Source organism: Streptomyces sp. NPDC086080, assembly GCF_044540255.1.
Classification (GTDB): Bacteria; Actinomycetota; Actinomycetes; order Streptomycetales; family Streptomycetaceae; genus Streptomyces.
The window spans coordinates 222,219-241,181 of record NZ_JBITRU010000001.1; the positions used below are offsets into that span (position 1 = coordinate 222,219).

Below are 18,963 nucleotides of genomic sequence, written 5' to 3' on the forward strand. Positions count from 1 at the left end.
AACTCCCACCTGACCGCCCTCAGGGCGGCGGGTCACCGGTCAGGCGGTGCCGTCCCCGAGGCGGCGATCCGCCCGATGACGCGCCCCGCGGTCCCCGTGGCGGTGCTCCGGTAGTTCGAGGAGCCCCGCCTGTGATCGTCCGGGGCATTTTTCGTGCGCCGGCGCGGTTAGGTCTCACGAACACAGACGTAACGCGGCTGTCCGCCAGACCGTCGCGTGGTGCTACCGAGGAGGATCCATCAGCGCCGAGCCCCGCATCAACGACCGGATTCGCGTTCCCGAGGTGCGACTTGTCGGTCCCAGCGGCGAGCAGGTCGGGATTGTCCCGCTTGCCAAGGCCCTGGAGCTTGCGCAGGAGTACGACCTCGACCTCGTCGAGGTCGCGGCGAACGCCCGTCCGCCCGTGTGCAAGCTCATGGACTACGGGAAGTTCAAGTACGAGTCGGCCATGAAGGCCCGTGAGGCGCGCAAGAACCAGGCGCACACGGTCATCAAGGAGATGAAGCTCCGGCCGAAGATCGACCCGCACGACTATGACACCAAGAAGGGTCACGTCGTCCGGTTCCTCAAGCAGGGCGACAAGGTCAAGATCACGATCATGTTCCGTGGTCGCGAGCAGTCCCGGCCGGAACTCGGCTACCGACTGCTGCAGCGGCTCGCGGAGGACGTCCAGGACCTCGGCTTCGTGGAGTCGAACCCGAAGCAGGACGGCCGAAACATGATCATGGTTCTCGGTCCGCACAAGAAGAAGACCGAGGCGATGGCCGAGGCTCGCCAGGCGCAGGAAGCCCGCAAGGCGGAAGCGAAGGCCAACCCCGGCCGTTCGATGAACGCCGCGGACCCCGACGCCGCGAACGCCGCGGACGCCGACGACGTCGCGAACGCAGAGGCTCCGGCCGACGCGTGACCCCCGGGGGCGCCGCCCCCAGGAGTAACCGATACAAGACGACGCTCCACCGTGCCCGGTTTCACGACCGGGCACCGGAGCGCCACCGACGAGGAGAGAACGGCGCTATGCCGAAGAACAAGTCGCACAGCGGTGCCAGCAAGCGCTTCAAGATCACCGGCTCCGGCAAGGTGCTCCGCGAGCGCGCCGGCAAGCGCCACCTGCTCGAGCACAAGTCGTCCCGTGTGACGCGTCGCCTCACCGGCAACGCCGAGATGGCCCCGGGCGACGCCGCGAAGATCAAGAAGCTTCTCGGCAAGTGACGCCCCGGCGCGCGAGCGCCGTGCGTACGTCAGACCGGGACCCAATCGATTTCGGGCCGTGTGGGCACAACCACGGCCCCGCTACAAGGAGTTAACAAGTGGCACGCGTCAAGCGGGCAGTCAACGCCCACAAGAAGCGCCGGGCGATCCTCGAGCAGGCCTCCGGCTACCGCGGTCAGCGCTCGCGCCTGTACCGCAAGGCCAAGGAGCAGGTCACCCACTCGCTGGTCTACAACTACAACGACCGCAAGAAGCGCAAGGGTGACTTCCGCCAGCTGTGGATCCAGCGCATCAACGCCGCTGCCCGCGCCAACGGCATCACGTACAACCGCTTCATCCAGGGTCTGAAGGCCGCGAACGTCGAGGTCGACCGCAAGATCCTGGCCGAGCTGGCCGTCAACGACGCGACCGCCTTCGCGGCGCTCGTCGAGGTCGCGCAGAAGGCGCTGCCGGCGGACGTGAACGCGCCCAAGGCGGCGTGAGCACTGCGTTGGCGTGAAGCCGACGTGAGGTGAGGACCCGCAGGCCCAAAAGCTTGCGGGTCCTGTTTGTTTGCGGTTCGCCGGTCGTCGCCCGGCCGCGGGCCCGTTGTGGTCGTTCGCGCAGTTCCCCGCGCCCCTCGGGGAGTCGCGCGTGCCGCGTGTGGAGAACTCCCGAAGGTGAAGAAGACGATGCGCCCCGTCGGCCCCGAGCTGATCTCCCCCCGTGCCGCCCGCGTCGCCGCCGCCCGCCGGCTGGCCAGGCGTAACTTCCGGGGGAAGGAGCGGCTGTTTCTCGCCGAAGGGCCACAGGCCGTGCGGGAGGCCGCCGGGCACCGGAGCGGGGACGCCGCCACGCTCGTGGAGCTGTTCGCCACACCGGGGGCCGCCGAGCGGTACGCCGACATCATCGGCGCGGCCCGGGACGCCGGTGCCCGCGTGCACCTGGCCTCCGAACAGGTCGTCGCCGACATCTCCACCACCGTCACCCCGCAGGGACTCGTCGGGGTGTGCCGGTTCCTGGACACGCCGTTCGAGGAGATCCTCGCCGCCCGGCCCCGCCTCGTCGCCGTCCTCGCGCACGTACGCGACCCCGGGAACGCCGGCACCGTGCTGCGCTGCGCCGACGCCGCCGGAGCCGAGGCCGTCGTCCTCACCGACGCCTCCGTGGATCTGTACAACCCCAAGGCCGTACGCGCCTCCGTCGGCTCGCTGTTCCACCTTCCCGTCGCCGTCGGTGTCCCCGTCGAACAGGCCGTGACGGGACTGCGGGACGCGGGCGTACGGCTGCTCGCCGCCGACGGGGCCGGTGACCGGGACCTCGACGACGAGCTGGACAAGGGCACCATGGGCGGCCCGACCGCCTGGGTCTTCGGCAACGAGGCCTGGGGGCTGCCCGAGGAGACCCGCGCGCTCACCGACGCCGTCGTACGCGTCCCCATCCACGGAAACGCCGAGAGCCTGAACCTGGCCACCGCCGCCGCCGTATGTCTCTACGCGTCGGCACGTGCACAGCGCGCCGCCGGAGGGTGCCGCTCCGTCACCGGAAACCAGTAAGGTGACCAGCCCGGGGACCCTCCCCAAGCTCTCGGCCGGTCCCGAGCACGGGGCGCCCCGGGGGAGTTCCGAGAGGTGGGGTACGGGGATGAGCGTCGGCACGAGCAGCGCACCGGGAGCACAGCGGGTCGCGCGCCCGCCCGCGCCCCGGCCCGGTGATCTCGCCGAACTCGGCATCGACCCCGACCAGCTCCCCGACGGACTCGTCGTCGCCGACGAGCACGGCCGGGTGATCTGCTTCAACGCGGCGGCCGTCCGCATCACGGCGGTACCCGCCGAGCAGGCCCTCGGCCGGCGGCTGGAGACGGCCCTGCCGTTAGAGGACCTGGAGGGCCGCCGCTGGTGGCAGCTCACCGACCCCTACGGCGGTCTCGCCATCCGGGTGGGCCAGCCCGAACGCAACCTCCTGCTCCACGGCGGTCGCGAGGTCCTCGTCTCCGCGCGCTACGTCCGCACCCGGCCCACCGGGCCCGTCCGCCGCGTCGTCGTCACCCTGCGCGACACCGAGGCCCGGCGCCGCACCGAGCGCAGCCACGCCGAGCTGATCGCCACCGTCGCCCACGAACTGCGCTCCCCGCTCACATCGGTCAAGGGCTTCACCGCCACGCTGCTCGCCAAGTGGGAGCGGTTCACCGACGACCAGAAGCGGCTGATGCTGGAGACCGTCGACGCCGACGCCGACCGGGTCACCCGGCTCATCGCCGAACTGCTCGACATATCCCGCATCGACTCCGGTCGCCTTGAGGTGCGGCGTCAGCCCGTCGACATCGGGGCCGCCGTCGGACGCCACATCCAGGCCTATGTCGCCGCCGGGCAGCCGGCCGACCGGTTCCTGCTGAGGGTGCAGCACCCGCTGCCCGATCTGTGGGCCGACCCCGACAAGGTCGACCAGGTGCTGAGCAACCTGCTGGAAAACGCGGTGCGGCACGGCGAGGGAACTGTCACCATCGACATCACGCCCTCGGTGTCCCCCCGCGAACGGGACACCGCCGACCACGCCGCGATCACGGAGAACGCGGCCACATCGGTCACGGTGAGTGATGAAGGGCCCGGCATTCCGGAGGAGTCCATGAACCGCGTCTTCACCCGCTTCTGGCGGGGCAGCAAGCGCGGCGGCACGGGCCTCGGGCTGTACATCGTCAAGGGCATCGTCGAAGCCCACGGCGGCACCATCACGGTCGGACGAGCCCCCGGCGGCGGCGCCGAGTTCCGATTTACGTTGCCCGTGGCGGCACCGGCGTATCTCACCTGAGACGTCCACCGGGCCCCACGGGCGCCTTCGCGTTCCCCCACCCCGTTAGACTCGGCCCTTGGCACCTTTGCGTCCCGAGGACGAAAGAACAGACGGCACCGCCAGGTGTTTCGTCCACGAGTCGATGACGGGGACCATCAGCCAGCTAGTCGGAAGCACGGGAAGAGATGTCGGCACCGAACAAGTCGTACGACCCTGTTGAGGTCGAGGCGTTGAAACCGGAACAGATCGAGCGCATGCGGGACGAGGCGCTCGCCGCCTTCGCCGCCGCGGACTCCCTCGACGCGCTCCAGGAGGCCAAGGTCGCCCACACCGGCGGCACCTCCCCGCTGGCCCTGGCCAACCGGGAGATCGGCGCCCTGCCACCGCACGCGAAGGCCGACGCCGGCAAGCGTGTCGGCCAGGCGCGCGGTGCCGTGAACAAGGGCCTCGCCGCCCGCCAGACCGAACTGGAGGCCGAGCGCGACGCGCGGGTCCTGGTCGAGGAGGCCGTGGACGTCACGCTGCCCCACGACCGGGTGCCGGCCGGCGCCCGGCACCCGCTGACCACGCTCTCCGAGCGCATCGAGGACATCTTCGTGGCCATGGGCTACGAGGTCGCCGAGGGCCCCGAGGCCGAGGCCGAGTGGTTCAACTTCGACGCCCTGAACATCGGCCCGGACCACCCGGCCCGCGGCGAGGCCGACACGTTCTTCGTGGCGGGCCCCGGGGGCGGCACCGAGTCCGGTGTCGTGCTGCGCACCCACACGTCGCCCGTGCAGATCCGCTCCGCGCTCGACCGTGAGCTGCCGGTCTACGTGATCTGCCCCGGCCGGGTGTACCGCACCGACGAGCTGGACGCCACACACACCCCCGTCTTCCACCAGGTCGAGCTGCTCGCCATCGACGAGGGCCTGACCATGGCGGACCTCAAGGGCACCCTGGACCACATGGTCCAGTCGCTGTTCGGCGCGGAGATGAAGACCCGGCTGCGGCCGAACTTCTTCCCCTTCACCGAGCCGAGCGCCGAGATGGACATGCTCTGCTACGTCTGCAAGGGCGCCTCCGTCGGCAACCCCGACCGGCCCTGCCGCACCTGCTCCAGCGAGGGCTGGATCGAGCTCGGCGGCTGCGGCATGGTCAACCCGCGGGTGCTCACCGCCTGCGGCGTCGACCCCGAGAAGTACAGCGGCTTCGCCTTCGGGTTCGGCATCGAGCGGATGCTGATGTTCCGCCACAACGTCGAGGACATGCGAGACATGGTCGAGGGTGACGTCCGGTTCACCCGGCCGTTCGGGATGGAGATCTGATGCGGATCCCGCTTTCTTGGCTGCGGGAGTACGTCGACCTGCCGGCGACGGAGACCGGCCGTGACGTACAGGCCAAGCTCATTTCGGCGGGCCTCGAGGTCGAGACCGTCGAGCACCTCGGCGCCGACCTCAAGGGCCCCCTCGTCGTCGGCCAGGTGCTGACCATCGAGGAACTGGAGGGCTTCAAGAAGCCGATCCGCTTCTGCACCGTCGACGTCGGGCAGGCCAACGGCACCGGTGAGCCCCAGGAGATCGTCTGCGGCGCCCGCAACTTCGCCGCCGGCGACAAGGTCGTCGTGGTGCTGCCCGGCGCCACCCTGCCCGGTGGCTTCTCGATCTCCGCGCGCAAGACGTACGGCAAGACGTCCCACGGCATGATCTGCTCCAGCGACGAGCTGGGCATGGGCGACGACGGCTCCCACGGCATCATCGTGCTGCCGCCGGAGACCGAGGTCGGCAAGGACGCCATCGAGCTGCTGGAGCTGGTCGACGAGGTCCTGGACATCGCCGTCACCGCCAACCGCGGCGACTGCCTCTCCCTGCGCGGTGTCGCCCGCGAGGCCGCCATCGCCTACGGCCTGCCGCTGCGTGACCCGGCCCTCCTCGACGTGCCGGGACCGAACGCCTTCGGTTACCCGGTCGAGGTCTCCGACCCGGCCGGCTGCGACCGCTTCACCGCCCGCACGGTGACCGGTCTCAGCCCCGAGGCGCGCTCCCCGATCTGGCTGAAGCGCAGGCTCCAGAAGGTCGGCATGCGCCCGATCTCCCTCGCCGTCGACGTCACCAACTACGTCATGATGGAACTCGGCCAGCCGCTGCACGCCTACGACCGGGGCCTCGTCCAGGGCACCATCGGCGTGCGCCGCGCGGCGGAGGGCGAGAAGATCGTCACCCTCGACGGCGTCGAGCGGAAGCTGCACGCCGAGGATCTGGTCATCACCGACGACCGCGGCCCGATCGGTCTCGCCGGAGTCATGGGCGGTGCCGACACCGAGATCGCCGACCACGACGACCTCGAGAAGTCGACCGGCGACGTGGTGATCGAGGCGGCCCACTTCGACCAGGTGTCCGTCGCGCGCACCGCCCGTCGGCACAAGCTGTCCTCGGAGGCCTCCCGCCGCTTCGAGCGCGGCGTGGACCCGCAGGCCGCCGCCGCTGCCGCGCAGCGCACGGTCGACCTGCTGGTGCTGCTCGCCGGCGGCACCGCCGACGCGGGTGTCACCGAGGTCATCGCCCCGACCGCGCCGCACACCATCACCGTCGCCGCCGATCACCCCGACAAGGTCGCGGGGGTGACGTACGGCCGCGAGACCGTCGTACGCCGGCTCCAGGAGGTCGGCTGCGACGTCTACGGCCAGGACGAGCTGATCGTCACCGTTCCGTCCTGGCGGCCCGACCTCACCGACCCGAACGACCTGGCCGAAGAGGTCATCCGGCTGGAGGGCTACGAGAACCTGCCCTCCACGCTGCCCAGGCCGCCCGCCGGCCGGGGCCTGACCGCCCGCCAGCGGCTGCACCGCCGCGTCGGCCGCGCGCTCGCCGGAGCCGGGTACGTCGAGGCGCTGAACTACCCGTTCGTCAGCGAGCAGATCTTCGACCAGCTCGGTCTCGACGCCGACGACCCGGCCCGCCGGGTCGTCAAGCTGGTCAATCCGCTCAGCGACGAGGAGCCCGCGCTGCGCACCTCGCTGCTGCCGGGCCTGCTCGGCGCGCTGCGCCGCAACGACGGCCGGGGCTCGCACGACCTCGCGCTGTTCGAGACCGGCCTGGTCTTCCAGCCGGGCGACGAGCGCAGGGCGGCCGCGAACCTGCCCGTCGACCGGCGCCCGAGCGAGGACGACATCGCCGCGCTGAACGCCGCGCTGCCCGACCAGCCCCGGCATGTCGCCGTGGTCCTGTCCGGGGCCCGCGAGCAGGCCGGCTGGTGGGGCAGGGGCCGCCCGGCCGACTGGGCCGACGCGGTCGAGGCCGCCCGGACCGTCGCCCGCGAGGCCGGTGCCGAACTGGGCATCCGCAAGGGTCAGTACGGGCCGTGGCACCCGGGCCGCTGCGCCGAGCTGACCGTCACCGTCGATGGCGCCGAGCGCGTCATCGGCCACGCCGGGGAGCTGCACCCGCGCGTGGTGAAGACCCTGGGCCTGCCGGTGCGCAGCTGCGCGATGGAGCTGGACCTGGACGCCCTGGAGCGGGTCGGCGACGACACCCCGCAGGCACCGGTCATCTCCACGTTCCCGGTCGCCACGCAGGACGTCGCGCTGGTCGTCGACGCGTTCGTGCCGGCCTCGGACGTCGAGGCCGCGCTGCGCGAGGGCGCCGGGGCGCTGTTGGAGTCCATCCGCCTGTTCGACGTGTACGAGAACGCCGAGCAGTTGGGCGAGGGCCGTAAGTCGCTGGCGTACGCCCTCCGCTTCCGGGCGGGCGACCGCACGCTGACCGTCGACGAGGCGTCGGCGGCCCGCGAGTCGGCGGTGGCCCTCGCGACCGACCGCACGGGAGCGGTCCTGCGGGGCTGACGCGCGCACTCCTGGTGCAGCCTTTCCCCGGGGGCGCTGCCCCCGGACCCCCGCTCCTCAAACGCCGGAGGGCTGGAACCAGCCCCTCCGGCGTTTGAGGAGCGGGGCAGGGGGTCGGCGCCGGGTCTGCCGGGGTGGCCGCGTGCCGGTGCGGGGCGCATGGGGTGGGTGTGCGGCAGACCTCCGCGCCACCCCGTGCCCCACATCCCGCCGGTCACCTCACTCGTTCGAGTGACTATTCAGGGTGATACGTCCGGATCAGGCCATACGGTCGACAGAATCGGACCGGCCTCTTGAGGCCGGTCTGCGCTGTCCGGGCCTATATGGGGGGCCATCGGCATGATCCGCTTGACGCCTGGGGCTGCCCGCTGGGTACCGCCCCGGCTCCTCTCACGGGCGCTCTCCCTGGTGGTACCCACAGCCTGGGCGACCGCCGCGGTCGTCTACCGGCTGACCTGCCCGCTCGCCCGGGACGACGCCCTTGGCGCGCGCCTGGTCAGCAGCGCCGTCCTGTGCACGGTCATCACCGGTGTCGTCATGCACGTCCGGCGCGGGATGCTGCGCGAACTGCGGCGGACCCGCCGGATCGCGGAGGCCGCGCAGAGCGCGCTGCTGCGGCCACCGCCCCCGCGGGTCGACGGACTGGCCGTCGCCGCGGTACATCTGTCCGCCGACCGGGGCGCACGGATCGGTGGTGATCTGTACGACGTCATCGCCACCGAGCACGGTGTGCGGGTCGTCATCGGTGACGTCCGCGGGCACGGGCTCGCTGCCGTACCGACCGTGGCCGCCCTTCTCGGCAGCTTCCGCGAAGCCGCCCACGACGAGGCCGACCTGGAGGGCGTGCTGCGCCGGCTGGAGCGGGCGCTGGCCCGGCATCTGCACGAGCGCGCCCCCGCCGGGTCCGACCCGGTGACCGGCGAGGAGTTCGTCACCGTACTGCTGCTGGAGATCCTGCCGGACGGTGAGATGCGGGCGCTGAACTGCGGGCATCCCTGGCCGCACCTGCTGACCGGCGCACGGGCCGAACCGCTGGCCCGCGCCGATCCGCTTCCGCTCCTCGGGCCCTTCCCGCTGCCCGCCGAACTCCCCGCTGTGCCGTGCCGACGCCTGCTGCCCGGCGACGTGCTCGTCCTCCACACGGACGGAGCGGAGGAGGCCCGGGACGCCGAGGGCCGGTTCTTCCCGCTGCGCGACGTCCTCACCGAGGCGGCCCGAACCCATCCGCTCACGCCCCAGGCGGTGCTCCGCACGGTCCTCACGGCCCTGCTGCGGCACACCGCTGGCCCGCCGAAGGACGATGTGGCGCTGCTGATCCTCGGAAACGAGCGGCACATACGGCACTCCGCCCCGGACCTCCGCCCCTGCACCCACGCCACGGGCGACCACCTGCGGTTCCCGGCATGACCCCGCGACCGGCGGCCGCCCTCACGATGAGTGCCGGCATCCCCAGGCCACCCCGAGGACGTGTGCGCCGGGGCGCGGCCCAACGGCGGACCCGTACCCCGACGCGCACCTGCGGTGCCCGCCTGACGGGTCGGCCGGGCGCCCCGCCTCCGGCTGGTCTCCTGCGGCCGCCCGCCGGCTGCGGGGGCGTTTCCCAGGGGGCCGACGCCGACGGCCGGGTGACGATCACCGGGCCCGCCCCGTCCGGCATATCGCAGGGGACCAGCCGCGAACTCCTTCAGCCCGTCCGGGGGCCGGGGGCACACCTCCGGGAGCGGGGTGGGTAGGGGCGGCGGGGGCGAGGTGATGCGCGGGTCGACAGGTCCGCGTCGTCGGGCGTGTGGGGGCCCTTCCCGCGCGGTGTGTGCTGTGCGCGGGTTACGGGTGGCCCCCGCGCCCTACGTGGCCCGTCCGGGGGCCGGGGGCCCACCCCCGGGGACGGGATGGGTAGGGGCGGCGGGGGCGAGAGTGGCCCGCAGCCCGCGGGCCGGCGGGGCCGTCCGCCCGGCCACGGAGTGTCGGGCAGGCAGCCGGGCGGACGGCGTGGAAACGGGCCGCCGCACTGTACGAGGGGGAGCCGGCGGCCCGGCCGGCCTCTTTCGAGGCAACTCAGTCAACCGGCCGGAAACTCTCCGCGACAGCGCGCGCACACTGCGGATGCGGGCACTCCGTTCACACCCCGTGTGAACCGGCAGCCACTAGTCTGTCCGCACTGAGCCACCCGGGGGGCCCGAATGCAGCCCAACAGTCTGCTGGACGCGATCCTCGACGAGGCCGGGATCTCGCACGCCGGACTGGCCGCACACGTCAACCAGGCCGGACGCGCGCGCGGTCTGTCCCTGAGGTACGAGCACACCGCCGTGGCGCGATGGCTGAAGGGCCAGCGGCCCCGGGGACAGGTGCCCGACCTGATCTGCGAGGTCCTCGCCGCCCGGCTGCGCCGCCCGGTCACCCTCGACGACATCGGGCTGGGCGTGCCCGGCGAACCGGCCGCCCCGCACCCCGGGTCGCTCTCCGGGTTCGTCGACCGGGCCACCGCGCTGTGGCGCTCCGACCAGCAGCGCCGCCCGCACATACTCGACGCCCCCGCCGTCACCGGCACGCCCGCCGTGATGCCCGTGTGGGAGTGGGAGAACCCGCCCGAGGACGCCGACGTCTCCCGCGGCGGCCGGCACCGCGTCACCCCCGCCGACCTCGCCATGCTGCGCTCCGCCCGTACGCACTACGAGCAGATGTACCGCAAGGCCGGCGGCGTGACGACCCGCGCCCGGATCGTCGGCTTCCTCAACGCCGAGGCCGCCCCGCTGCTGCGCGGCAGCTACACCGATGCCACCGGACGCCGGCTGCACAGGGCCACCGGCGGCCTGGTCGCGATCGCCGGCATCTGCGCGTACGACTCCGACGCGCACGGCCTCGCCCAGCGCTACTTCCACCAGGCGCTCCGGCTGGCGAAGGCCAGCGGGGACCGAGGGCTGGGCGCCTACGTCATCGCGCTGCTCGTCAACCAGTCGTTGTTCATGCGGGAGTACCGGCAGGCCGTCGCCTTCGCCGAGGCCGCGCTGCGTGCCGCCGGCACCCGCATCACCCCGGCCCTCGCCTCCGACCTGTACGCGATGCAGGCCAAGGCGTACGCGCATCTCGGCGACGGCACGAGCGCGCTGTCCTGTATCCGGCGGGCCGAGCGGTCCGCCGAGCACATCCGGCGCGGATACGAACCCGACGAGACCGGATACGTGCAGCCCGGCCTGGTCAACGTCCAGGTGGCGGAGGCGCTGCTGAGCCTCGGCGAACTCGCGGCCGCCGGGGAGCACGCCGCGGCGGCCGTGGACACCCCCGCGCACGACCGCGGGCGGGTGCACCGGCTGGCCATGCTGAGCACCGTCGAACTGCGCCAGGGCAACGCCGACAAAGCGGTGGCCGTCGCGGTGCAGATGGCCGAACAGGCCCGCGGAATGGAGTCGCAGCGGCTGCGCGACCGTCTCCGTTCCGTGCGCGAGCACCTCGTGCGCAGCGGCTGCGCCGGTACGGCCGAGGCGGCCGAACTCATCGACGGCGCACTGCGCGTCCCGATCTAGCGCCACCGCAGTTCAGGGACACGGGCATCCGGTGTGCGCCGCCACCGCGCCCGGCGCTGCGCCGGGGGCGGCCACTCGTGCGCCTGCTGCCGGGACGGTCGTTCCTGCGATATTGCCCCTCACTCGTCGAAAGGTGGCAGAAACATGCAGTGGACGAAACAGAACGAACAGCATGTGTACTCAAACCGCTGGTTCAGCGTCAATCTCGCGGATGTGGAACTCCCGGACGGCAGGCATCTCGACCATTACCTGCTCCGGCTGCGGCCCGTCGCCGTCGCCACGGTGGTGAACGAGGTCAACGAGGTCCTCCTGCTGTGGCGGCACCGCTTCATCACCGACAGCTGGGGCTGGGAGCTCGCGGCCGGAGTGGTCGAGGACGGCGAGGACGTCGTCCGTGCCGCGGCGCGGGAGCTGGAGGAGGAGACGGGCTGGCGGCCGGGACCCCTGCACCACCTCATGAGCGTGGAGCCGTCCAACGGCCTCACCGACGCCCGGCACCACATCTACTGGGCCGACGAGGGCGAGTACCTCGGTCCCCCCGTGGACGCCTTCGAGTCGGACCGCCGGGAGTGGGTGTCGCTCAAGCTGGTCCCCGACATGGTGGCCCGCGGCGAGGTCCCGGCCGCCACCATGGCGGCGGCCTTACTCCTGCTGCACCACCTCAGGCCCGGCAGTCAGGAGGACAGGCCCTGATCCGGCCCTGATCCCGAAGCCCCGGCACCCGGGCCGGGATGACCTGGGTCAATCCCGGCCCGGGTGCCGGGGCCCCGGAACGCCGCTCAGTCGTACGTGTAGAACCCCGAGCCGCTCTTGCGGCCCAGCCGGCCCGCGTCGACCATGCGCTGGAGCAGCGGGGGAGCGGCGTACAGCGGCTCCTTGTACTCCTCGTACATCGAGTACGCGACCGAGGCCACCGTGTCCAGACCGATCAGGTCGGACAGCTTCAGCGGGCCCATCGGATGGGCGCAGCCCATCTCCATGCCGTTGTCGATGTCCTCACGGCTGGCGATGCCCGACTCGAACATCCGGATCGCGGAGAGCAGATACGGGATCAGCAGCGCGTTCACCACGAAACCCGAGCGGTCCTGAGCGCGGATCGCGTGCTTGCCCAGCACCTTCTCGGTGAAGACCTGGGCCCGGCTCAGCGTGCCCTCGGAAGTGGTGAGCGCCGGGATCAGCTCGACCAGCTTCTGCACCGGAGCGGGGTTGAAGAAGTGGATGCCGATGACGTGGTCGGGCCGCGAGGTGGCGACCGCCAGCTTCACCAGCGGGATGGACGAGGTGTTGGAGGCCAGGATCGCGTCCGGCCGGGTCACGACCTGGTCCAGCACCTGGAAGATCTCGGTCTTGACCTGCTCGTTCTCGACCACGGCCTCGATCACGAGATCACGGTCGGCGAACTCCCCGAGGTCGGTGGTGAAGCTCAGCCGGTCCTGTGTGGCCGCCAGCTCCTCCTCGGAGATCTTGCCGCGCCCGGCAGCCTTCGACAGGGAGTTGAACAGCCGGGTGCGGCCTATCTCCAGGGCTTCGCCGGTGGTCTCGGCGACCTTCACGTCCAGTCCGGCGCGGGCGCACACCTCGGCGATCCCCGCGCCCATCTGACCGCAGCCCACCACTCCGACGCGTTCGATGTCGGTCACTTGGAACCCCCGAGAGCGGTCCGGACGGCTCCCGAACGAGTGGTCCTGTCCCACACATGAGAGATCGCCCACACGGTGGGATGCGGTGGCCGGTGTGCGTCGCGAGAACCAAGCACGCGCAACTCCTTTGTCTTAACGGGCAGCCGGGCAGGTTCCGTCCCGGCTGGTGCTGAGAGCGTCAGACTTGTTCGCTCGCCGAGCGAATGAGCAACTTGAGCCAGGAATCCCCGCCGTTCAGCCGGGGAGGGTTCAATCGTTCCCTTCGCTTGGGAGCCGAAGCAGAGCCCGGACTGGTCCGGGCCTGCTCCATCTGTGCACGCTACCCCGAAGTATCGATGATCGATCGCGCGGGTGAGGCATCCTGGGCGGGGTCGCAACTCGACGATCTGGTTCGACGGTGCACAAGGGGGGCGCGATGGGGCGGGTGTCACGCAGGGGTTTCACGGCGATGGCGCTGGCCGCGCTGGCGACGGTGCCGCAGGCCTCCGCCGCGCCCCGGCCCGGGGCCTCCGGCGGCCCGGGACGTGGCGGCGCGGCGGCCGGTGAGATGCGCGGCATGTGGGTGGCCACCGTGACCAACCGGGACTGGCCCTCCCGGCCGGGTCTGAGCGCCGCCCGGCAGCGCGCCGAACTCGTCGCCCACCTCGACGCGGCCGTCCGCGCCCGGCTCAACACCGTGGTCTTCCAGGTGCGGCCCGCGGCTGACGCGCTGTGGCCCTCGCCGTACGAGCCGTGGTCGCAGTACCTCACCGGCACCCAGGGCGCGGACCCAGGCTGGGACCCGCTCGGCACCGCCGTCGAGGAGGCCCACGCCCGGGGGCTGCACCTGCACGCCTGGTTCAACCCGTACCGCGTGGCCACGCACGCCGACCCCACCCGGCTCGCCCCCTCCCACCCGGCGCGCCGCACCCCCGGCTGGGTGGTCACGTACGGAGGCAGGCTCTACTACAACCCGGGGCTGCCCGAGGTCCGCGCCTTCGTGCGGGAGGCGATGCTGGATGCGGTGCGCCGCTACCCCGTCGACGCGGTCCACTTCGACGACTACTTCTATCCGTATCCGGTGGCCGGCCAGACCTTCGACGACGACCGGGCCTACGACACCCACGGCGGCGCCTTCCCGGACCGCGCGGCCTGGCGGCGGGACAACACCGACCGGCTGGTGCGGGAAGTGGCCGACGGGATCAGGGCGATCCGGCCCGGCACCCGCTTCGGGATCAGCCCTTTCGGGGTGTGGCGCAACGCCGAGGTGGACGAGCGGGGCTCCGACACCCGCGCGGGGGTGCAGACCTACGACGATCTGCACGCGGACACCCGCAAGTGGGCCCGCGAGAACTGGATCGACTACATCTGCCCGCAGCTCTACTGGAACATCGGCTTCGCCCCCGCCGACTACGCGAAACTGCTGCCCTGGTGGGCCGAGGTCGTCCGGGGTACCGGGACCCGGCTGTACGCGGGGGAGGCGCTGTACAAGGCGGGCGACCCGGCGCAGCCCGCGGCCTGGCGGGACCCGGCCGAACTCTCCCGGCACCTCACGCTGGCCAGGAAGTACCCGCAGGTGAGCGGGCATGTCTTCTTCGCCGCCCGTGAGGTGACGGCCGATCCGACCGGGGCGATGGCGCGGGTGATCGCCGACCACTACCGGCGGCCGGCGAAACCCCCGCGCTGATCCGGGGGACGTCGGTTCGGATCAGGACGACTTCACGACTGATCCGGACGACACCCCTAGTGCTGTGGAGTCCTGTGCCTGATCTCGGTGTCGGGGCCGGGTGAGCACACGCCCTCGTGCCCGTCCTCGAAGCGGACGCGGTAGGGCGGCTTCCCTTCCTCGCCCATCACTTCGATGATCTCTCCGACCTTGTCGTGCTGGCCGACCACCCTGCCGTGCTGGACAAGCTGGTCACCCTGGGTTGCGCGCATCGGGCCTCCTCTCAACCACGGGCCCGCTGGGTGACGGCGATGCACACCAGCACCGCCGCGGCCGTCAGCGGGGCGGCCATCGTCAGCTGCTCGTTCAGCAACAGCACCGACCACACCAGTGTGAGCAGCGGCTGCGCGAGCTGCAACTGGCTGGCTCTGGGAATGCCGATGGCCGCCATGCCCCGGTACCAGACGATCAGACCGAGGAACTGCGAACCCGCCGCCACCCACAGCACGCCGGTCACGCTCTGCGCGGTCAGCCGTACCGGCTCGGTGCTCAGCGCCACCGCGGCGACGGGCAGGGCGAGCGGCAGGCACAGGACCAGCGCCCAGCCGATCACCTGCCAGCCCGGCATCACCCGGGCCAGCCCCCCGCCCTCGGTGTAACCGGCCGCGCACACCAGGAGCGCCGCGAAGAGATACAGATCGGCGGTGCTCAGCGCGCCACCGCTCTGCCGCACGGTGAAGGCCAGCACCGCGGCCGCTCCGGCGAGGGCCGCCGCCCAGAAGGTGCGCGACGGGCGCGAGCCGGTCCGCAGGGCCGACAGCAGCGCCGTGGTCAGCGGGAGCAGCCCGACGACGACGGCCGCGTGCGCGGTGGTCGAGGTCTGCAGCGCCAGTGTGGTCAGCATCGGGAAGCCGAGCACCACGCCGGCGCCGACCACCGCCAGCCCGGGCCAGTGCCGCCGGTCCGGCGGCGGGACGCGCAGGGCGAGCAGGCAGCCGCCGGCGATCAGCGCCGCGAGCACACTGCGCACGGCCACCAGCGACCAGGGCCCGAAGCCGTCGAGGCCCCAGGCGGTGGCCGGGAAGGTGAGGGAGAAGGCGAGGACGCCGAGGGCGGCCTGCAGGGTGCCGAGGCCGCGGCCGTCCCGGACTACGGGCACTGCTATCCCGGGCGCGGCGGTAGCGCTACTCTGTGTTCTCATGCATGAGCGTAGCAGTGTCGGTGAACTGGTGGAACGGCTGCGAAAGGAGCTCGACCGCTACTCTCCCGGTGGAAAGCTCCCGTCCAGTCGCGCCCTGGTGGAGCGGTTCCGGGTGAGTCCGGTGACGGTCTCCCGGGCGCTCGCGGTGCTCGCCGCCGAGGGACTGGTCGTCACCCGGCCCGGCGCCGGCGCCTTCCGCGCGCAGCCCCGTGTGCCGGCCGCCCCCGCGGGCGACACCTCCTGGCAGGAGGTGGCCCTCAGCGCCGACGGCGCCGCCGAACTCGTACCGCGCTCGGTGGACGCCTCCGGAGTGCTGGTCTCGCTGGCCGCGCCGCCGCCTGGGGTGATCGAGTTCAACGGCGGTTATCTGCATCCCTCCCTGCAGCCGGAGCGGGCCATGGCGGCGGCGCTGTCCCGGGCCGGACGCCGCCCCGGGGCGTGGGGGCGCCCGCCGATGGAAGGGCTGCCGGAGCTGCGCGAGTGGTTCGCGCGGAGCATCGGCGGCCCGGTCACGGCGGCCGGGGTGCTGGTCACCTCGGGCGGACAGTCCGCGCTGACCACCGCACTGCGTGCCCTCGCGCCACCGGGCGCGCCCGTGCTCGTCGAGTCGCCCACCTACCCCGGCATGCTGGCCATCGCCCGCGCGGCCGGACTGCGTCCGGTACCCGTCCCGGTGGACGCGGACGGCGTACGGCCCGCGCTGCTCGCCGACGCGTTCCGGGCGACCGGCGCCCGGGTCTTCGTCTGCCAGCCGCTGTTCCAGAACCCCACCGGTGCCGTGCTCGCCCCCGAGCGGCGCGGCGAGGTCCTGCGGATCGCCCGTGCGGCGGGCGCGTTCGTCGTCGAGGACGACTTCGTCCGTCGGCTGGTGCACGAGGACGCGGGCCCGCTGCCCCGGCCGCTGGCCGCCGACGACCCCGACGGCGTGGTGGTGCACGTCTGCTCACTGACCAAGGCGACCTCGCCCAGCTTCCGGGTGAGCGCCCTGGCCGCGCACGGCCCCGTGCTGGAGCGGCTGCGGGCGATCCAGGTCGTCGACACCTTCTTCGTGCCCCGCCCCCTCCAGGAGGCCACACTGGAACTCGTGGGCTCGCCGGCCTGGCCGCGTCATCTGCGCGCGGTCTCCGCCGCGCTGCGGGCCCGCCGCGACGCCATGACGGCCGCGCTCCGCCTGCGGCTGCCCGAACTCGCCCTCCCGCACGTCCCCTCCGGCGGCTACCACCTGTGGCTGCGGCTGCCCGAGGGCGCGGCGGAGGCCGCCCTGACCGCCGCCGCCCTGCGCGCGGGCGTCGCCGTCACCCCCGGACGCCCCTACTTCAGCGCCGAACCCCCGGCGGGCCACCTCCGCCTGAGCTTCGCGGCGGTGGCCGGCCCCGGGGAGATCGCCGACGGTGTACGACGTCTGCGCACCGCCTGCGACGACGTGCTCGCATAGCCGTGCGCGGACAGCCGTGCTCGGATAAGAGATCGACGCCGCCCCGTCCGGCCTGGGACCATCCCGCCATGACCGACACCCCGCGCCTGCCCGAGGGCTACGAGATCTCCACCGACCCCACCAGGATCGACGCGGCCCGGGTCCACCGGTGGCTGTCGACCGACGCGTACTGGGCGCTCGGCCGCTCCCGGGAGAAGCAGGACAGCGCGATCGGGGGCTCGCTCAACTTCGGCGTCTACGACACGCTCTCGGGGGAGCAGGTGGCGTACGCCAGGGTCGTGACCGACCGGGCGACCTTCGCCTGGCTGTGCGATGTGTACGTGGACCCGGCGGTGCGGGGCAAGGGCCTCGGCACCGCGCTGGTCGCGCGCGTACGGGAGGAGGTGCGGCCCCACGGCGTGAAGCGCGTCATGCTGGCGACGCACGACGCCCACGGTGTCTACGCCAAGCTGGGGTTCCGCCCGCTGGAGCGGCCCGATCACTGGATGCTGCTCGCCTTCGAGTGAGCGCGGCGGGCGGCCTGCGTTTCGGGTGAGTTGCCCGTCATGTCCTCACTGGTGAGTGAGCATGACGATACCTGGGGTGACGGCATCCCGGCACCCCTTGACCTCTTCACTTCGGCGACTGACGATCGCGGCATGGCATGTCGGGTCACGTTCGTCGCCGCCGCGGGGAGCTCCTCGGTGCTCGCCGAACGCTTCGAGGACGACCGGCCGCTGGACCATGCCGGCTGGAGCGAGGTGCAGCGGGTCGCGCACGAGCTGCTGCCGCTCGCGGCGGCCGATCTGCGGTACTGCTCGCCGGCCCCGCGCAGCCGCGCCACCGGCGACGGTCTCGGGTACGCGCCGCTGGTGCAGCTGGCCCTGCGGGACTGCGACATGGGCCGCTGGCGCGGGCTGACCCTGGGTGAGGCGATGGCCCGGGAGCCGGGGGCGGTGGACGCCTGGCTCGCCGACCCGCGGGGCAGGCCGCACGGCGGGGAGTCGCTGCTGGACTTCATCGGCCGCGTGGGCGGCTGGCTCGACACGCGGCCGGCCGACGACGGCTGCACGGCCGTCGCCGTCGCGGAGCCCTCGGTGATCCGGGCGGCTCTGGTGTACGTACTGAAGGCGCCGCCCGCCACGTACTGGAGCATCGACATCCGCTCGTTGTCGACGATCAGCGTGACCGGGCAGGCGGGCCGCTGGAGCCTGCGCCTGGGGGGTGCCTCGACTCAGCCGACGCGCGCGTAGCGGGTGGTGAGCTCCAGGTCCTTGGCGGGGCCGCGCACCCGCCAGACCGTCCGCCAGTGGTCCGCGTCCCGCACGGTGAACTCTCCCCGGTAGAGGTCCGCGGCGCAGGGGTGAACGGCGGTGTACCGGCCCGTGGTGAGATCCAGGCCGTGGAACGGGCGGCCGTCCGCGAACCGCACGTCCGCCGTGCCGCCCGGCCCGGGCAGGAAGCGCAGGGTCCGCTCGGCCGGCCGCGTGACGCCCCGCCAGGTGAAGTCGCCGGACTCCTCGTGCAGCAGGCCGCCGCCGTCCAGCGGGCCGAAGGCCACCGTCCCCGTGAAGCGTCCCGTGTCGCCGCCCGTCAGGTCCCGCACGGCCCGCTCCGCCCGCCAGCGGCCGCTCAGATAGGTCAGCACCTCGGGTACCGGCCGGAAATCGCCCATCGTGCCCGCTCCCGTGTGCTCCGCGTTCTCGCACGACCCATTGACGTGCCCCTGCCTCCTCCCTATCTT

Annotated in this window: 18 protein-coding genes; 14 read left to right on the plus strand and 4 right to left on the minus strand. The window is 72.6% G+C overall.

The genetic code is table 11. The annotated features are described in order from the left end of the window. Window positions 1-238 precede the first annotated feature (238 nt). The 10 genes from infC (at window position 239) to ACIF9R_RS01105 (ending at window position 12,012) form a co-directional block, all read left to right on the plus strand. A complete protein-coding gene (gene infC, locus ACIF9R_RS01060; protein WP_399973017.1) occupies window positions 239-907 on the plus strand; it encodes a translation initiation factor IF-3 in 669 nt (222 codons plus the stop codon). A gap of 107 nt (window positions 908-1,014) precedes the next feature. Then, window positions 1,015-1,209 carry a 50S ribosomal protein L35 gene (gene rpmI / locus ACIF9R_RS01065; protein WP_003977225.1) on the plus strand — a complete coding sequence of 65 codons (195 nt, stop codon included), beginning with the start codon at window positions 1,015-1,017 and terminating at the stop codon, window positions 1,207-1,209. Between the two features lie 98 nt (window positions 1,210-1,307). Then, the gene (gene rplT / locus ACIF9R_RS01070) at window positions 1,308-1,691 is read left to right on the plus strand and encodes a 50S ribosomal protein L20 (RefSeq protein ID WP_004933571.1); all 384 of its coding nucleotides are present in this window, start codon (window positions 1,308-1,310) and stop codon (window positions 1,689-1,691) included. A gap of 189 nt (window positions 1,692-1,880) precedes the next feature. After that, entirely contained in the window at window positions 1,881-2,744 is an 864-nt protein-coding gene (locus ACIF9R_RS01075) for a TrmH family RNA methyltransferase (RefSeq protein WP_399973019.1), read from the plus strand. 88 nt (window positions 2,745-2,832) lie between these two features. After that, a complete protein-coding gene (locus tag ACIF9R_RS01080) occupies window positions 2,833-3,996 on the plus strand; it encodes an ATP-binding protein (RefSeq protein WP_399972512.1) in 1,164 nt (387 codons plus the stop codon). Window positions 3,997-4,163: 167 nt separating this feature from the next. Next, on the plus strand, window positions 4,164-5,285 hold the full coding sequence (pheS, locus tag ACIF9R_RS01085) for a phenylalanine--tRNA ligase subunit alpha (protein WP_399972514.1): 1,122 nt from the start codon (window positions 4,164-4,166) through the stop codon (window positions 5,283-5,285). Then, entirely contained in the window at window positions 5,285-7,798 is a 2,514-nt protein-coding gene (pheT, locus tag ACIF9R_RS01090; protein WP_399972516.1) for a phenylalanine--tRNA ligase subunit beta, read from the plus strand. Before pheS ends, pheT begins: the two co-directional genes overlap by 1 nt. A 339-nt stretch (window positions 7,799-8,137) precedes the next feature. Further along, window positions 8,138-9,205, plus strand: a complete 1,068-nt coding sequence (locus tag ACIF9R_RS01095; protein ID WP_399972519.1) for a PP2C family protein-serine/threonine phosphatase — start codon at window positions 8,138-8,140, stop codon at window positions 9,203-9,205. A 773-nt stretch (window positions 9,206-9,978) separates the two neighbouring features. Continuing rightward, window positions 9,979-11,319, plus strand: coding sequence for a transcriptional regulator (locus ACIF9R_RS01100; protein ID WP_399972522.1), 1,341 nt, complete (start codon window positions 9,979-9,981; stop codon window positions 11,317-11,319). A 144-nt stretch (window positions 11,320-11,463) separates the two neighbouring features. Continuing rightward, window positions 11,464-12,012: an NUDIX hydrolase gene (locus ACIF9R_RS01105; protein WP_399972524.1), complete on the plus strand. Its 549-nt coding sequence runs from the start codon at window positions 11,464-11,466 to the stop codon at window positions 12,010-12,012. An 86-nt stretch (window positions 12,013-12,098) separates the two neighbouring features. On the opposite strand, the gene ACIF9R_RS01110 is transcribed toward ACIF9R_RS01105, so the two are convergent. Continuing rightward, window positions 12,099-12,959, minus strand: coding sequence for a 3-hydroxybutyryl-CoA dehydrogenase (locus ACIF9R_RS01110; protein WP_399972527.1), 861 nt, complete (start codon window positions 12,957-12,959; stop codon window positions 12,099-12,101). A 415-nt stretch (window positions 12,960-13,374) separates the two neighbouring features. On the opposite strand from ACIF9R_RS01110, the gene ACIF9R_RS01115 reads away from it, so the two are divergent. After that, window positions 13,375-14,625, plus strand: coding sequence for a glycoside hydrolase family 10 protein (locus tag ACIF9R_RS01115; protein ID WP_399972530.1), 1,251 nt, complete (start codon window positions 13,375-13,377; stop codon window positions 14,623-14,625). Window positions 14,626-14,681: 56 nt separating this feature from the next. On the opposite strand, the gene ACIF9R_RS01120 is transcribed toward ACIF9R_RS01115, so the two are convergent. Both ACIF9R_RS01120 and ACIF9R_RS01125 read right to left on the minus strand, forming a co-directional pair. Further along, window positions 14,682-14,876, minus strand: a complete 195-nt coding sequence (locus tag ACIF9R_RS01120) for a DUF1918 domain-containing protein (RefSeq protein WP_399972533.1) — start codon at window positions 14,874-14,876, stop codon at window positions 14,682-14,684. An 11-nt stretch (window positions 14,877-14,887) separates the two neighbouring features. Further along, the gene (locus tag ACIF9R_RS01125) at window positions 14,888-15,805 is read right to left on the minus strand and encodes a DMT family transporter (protein WP_399972535.1); all 918 of its coding nucleotides are present in this window, start codon (window positions 15,803-15,805) and stop codon (window positions 14,888-14,890) included. Between ACIF9R_RS01125 and ACIF9R_RS01130 the strand changes: the two genes are divergently transcribed. From ACIF9R_RS01130 to ACIF9R_RS01140, 3 genes are all read left to right on the plus strand, one after another. Continuing rightward, window positions 15,804-17,240 (plus strand): PLP-dependent aminotransferase family protein, encoded by a 1,437-nt coding sequence (locus ACIF9R_RS01130; protein WP_399972537.1) that lies wholly within the window; start codon window positions 15,804-15,806, stop codon window positions 17,238-17,240. The genes ACIF9R_RS01125 and ACIF9R_RS01130 overlap by 2 nt on opposite strands. 68 nt (window positions 17,241-17,308) lie before the next feature. Further along, the gene (locus ACIF9R_RS01135; protein ID WP_399972540.1) at window positions 17,309-17,746 is read left to right on the plus strand and encodes a GNAT family N-acetyltransferase; all 438 of its coding nucleotides are present in this window, start codon (window positions 17,309-17,311) and stop codon (window positions 17,744-17,746) included. A gap of 132 nt (window positions 17,747-17,878) precedes the next feature. Further along, window positions 17,879-18,472 (plus strand): histidine phosphatase family protein, encoded by a 594-nt coding sequence (locus ACIF9R_RS01140; protein ID WP_399972541.1) that lies wholly within the window; start codon window positions 17,879-17,881, stop codon window positions 18,470-18,472. Here ACIF9R_RS01140 and ACIF9R_RS01145 read toward each other — a convergent pair. After that, window positions 18,454-18,894 carry a DUF6314 family protein gene (locus tag ACIF9R_RS01145; RefSeq protein ID WP_399972544.1) on the minus strand — a complete coding sequence of 147 codons (441 nt, stop codon included), beginning with the start codon at window positions 18,892-18,894 and terminating at the stop codon, window positions 18,454-18,456. The two genes, ACIF9R_RS01140 and ACIF9R_RS01145, sit on opposite strands and share 19 nt — an antisense overlap. Window positions 18,895-18,963: the final 69 nt, after the last annotated feature.